We start from the raw sequence: 2,540 nt of genomic DNA on the forward strand, positions 1-2,540 counted from the left end.
GTGGCCAGGACCCCGCCGTAGGCGTGCGCGGCATCGACGCCAGCGTGTCGGCGTACCTCCTCGAAGTACAAAAACTGAATTTCAGAAACGGATTTCTGAATTTCAGAAATCCAGCGCCGAAAGCGCAGGAAGCGCATGCCGCCGCCTTCGAAGCGTTGTGGCCGGAAGCAGGCAGCGCCGCTGGTGATGTGGCCGGTGCCATCGCGCAGCGCCCAGCCGGTGGTGGTGCCCAGGTCCAGGGCCAGGATCGTGGTGTGCATGGTGTCAGTCCTCGTTCGGTGGGGACTGACGCATCCGACGCACGATATCGATTACTCCCGTGAGGCGCGCGCACGCGCACGCGCGTAGAGACTTACGATGTACAGCGTCAGATGCGTCAGTCCGGCAGGGGGTCATGGGTGTTCAGTCGTCGGCATAGGGGGTGTAGGCGGGCTGCGTCGGGTGCTTGAGGCCCACGCCACGAAAGCCCCGGATGCCGGCGGCGTTGCGCCATTTCTCGACGCCGCGGGTGATCAAGAGGTCGGAGAAGCGGCGCTGCGAGCCGACGAACTCGCCAGCGGCCTCCGCCCACTGCTTCCAGTCGCTGAACAGTTCGGCCGTCAGCGACTTGGCATTGGCCTCGCGCACGCAGCGCTCGTCGAGCCAGCGGCCCAGCGCGTCCTCGGCTTCGAAGTACTCTTCGGTGGCGGCCACCACCTGCGGCGGCGGATCGAGCCGGCCCAGGCGCTGCCAGGCCAGGCAGCCCTCCAGCGCCCAGGCCAGGATCCCGTCGCGCTCGGCGAGCAACTTGTGCTGCAGGTGTTTGTCCCGCCGCTCGGGCGGCACGGTGATCGTGAAGGGGATCAGGTGCAGCCGGCGCTTCATGGCCTCGTCGATGTTGCGGATGGCGGGCTTGTGGTTGCCGGCGACGAAGAGCTTGAACTGCGGCCAGAACTCGAAGAAGTCTTGCCGCATGAACCGCGCGGAGATCTTGTCGCCGCCCGTGAGGCTCTTGACCTTGGACTCGGCCCAGCGCCGCCCTTGCTCGGTTTCGATCGCCGCTACGAAGCGCGCGCCGCGCAACCCCGCCATGTCGGTCGGATGGCGGTCGGTACGCGTCTCCATGAAGGTGTCCATTGGCGCGTTGGCGGCGTAGTCGCCCAGGATCGTGGCCAGGGTGTTGACGAACACCGATTTGCCGTTGGCGCCGGTGCCGTAGAGGAAGAACAGCGCGTGCTCCTGGGTGGAGCCGGTGAGCGCATAGCCCGCCATGCGCTGCAGATAGGCTTGCAGTGCCGCATCGCCGCCGGTCACTTCGGCGATGAACTGCCGCCAGGTCGGGCAGTCGCCGCCGGGCGTGGCGGTCGTGATCTTGGTCATGCGGTCGGCGCGGTCGTGCGCGCGCATGCGGCCCGTTCGGAGGTCGACCACACCGCCTGGGGTGTTGAGCAGCCAGGGATCGGCGTCCCACTCGGCGGTGGTCGCGGCGTGGCGGCGGTCTGCGCGAGCCAGGCGTTCGACGCCGCCGACGGTGCCGGAGGTGGCCAGCTTGGCCGCCAGCTTGGGGTTGTCGGCCTGGAGGGCCGCATGTCGGCAGACACCGCGGATCAAGTCGGTGGCCGCCAGCGTCTCCTCGTTGCGCCAGCGCCGACCGTCCCACACCAACCAGCGGCCCCAGGCCGCCACGTAGCGCCAGTCGCGGTGGTAGCGCCGGGTGAAGGCCAGCGCCAGGGCATCTTCGGTGCCCCACACCGATTCATCCGCGCCGATCACCGGCTCGCCGGGGTCCGCAATGTCATGCACCTGCACACGCGGACCGTGGGCGAGGAAGGCCGCGACGTCGAAGCCCTCCATCACGGCGTCCGCCGCGTCCCAGCCGTCCGCCGCTTCCTCGGGCGGGTACAGGATGTGGCAGGTCTTCGCGCCCGCCGACAGAATCGCCTGGGCCGCCTGCACGGCGTACTCCCAGCCCGGCTTGTCGCGGTCAGGCCAGACCAAGACGGCCTTGCCCGCCAGCGGCGACCAATCGGTCTTGTCCACGGGCGCATTCGCCCCGTGCATCGCGGTGGTGGCGCACACGCCGGCGTCGATCAAGGCCTGGGCGCATTTCTCGCCCTCGACCAGCACGACCTGGGCGGCGTCCTGGATCCCCGGCTGGTTGTACAGCGGCCGCGGCTCGGGCGGGGCCATCTTGCGCCGTTTGGCGTCCCAGGGCCGGAACTCCTTCTTGCGCCCGGGCGGGTCGTAGCGGTAGACGACGGCGATGAGCTGCCCTTGTGCGTCGAGGTAGTCCCACTTGGCGGTGGCCGGGCCGAGGTCATCGACCGGCGCGTCCTTCTTGCGCGCACGCGACGCGACGGGTCGAGCACGACCGATCAGGTCCGCGGCGGCTTCGAGCACCCGATGGAACTCGGTGTGCGTATCGAGGCCGTGATGGGCGGCGATGAGGTCGAAGACGTCGCCGCCCTCACCCGTGGCACGGTCGGTCCACAGGCCGGCCTTGTCGCCGGCAAGCACCACTTCCAGGCTGTCGCCGGGGCTGCCCAGCACGTCGCCGATGA

At 69.2% G+C, this 2,540-nt stretch carries 1 protein-coding gene and 1 pseudogene; both read right to left on the bottom strand.

Going from position 1 to position 2,540, the window contains the following annotated elements:
• Window positions 1-260, bottom strand: a pseudogene (locus A6M56_RS21200) (hypothetical protein); the annotation flags it as partial.
• A gap of 142 nt (window positions 261-402) precedes the next feature.
• The coding region (locus A6M56_RS21205; protein WP_286758391.1) for a phage/plasmid primase, P4 family at window positions 403-2,540 on the bottom strand (2,138 nt) is incomplete at its 5' end.

This window comes from Ralstonia sp. RL (assembly GCF_001683835.1).
GTDB classification, from domain to species: Bacteria; Pseudomonadota; Gammaproteobacteria; order Burkholderiales; family Burkholderiaceae; genus Ralstonia; species Ralstonia mannitolilytica.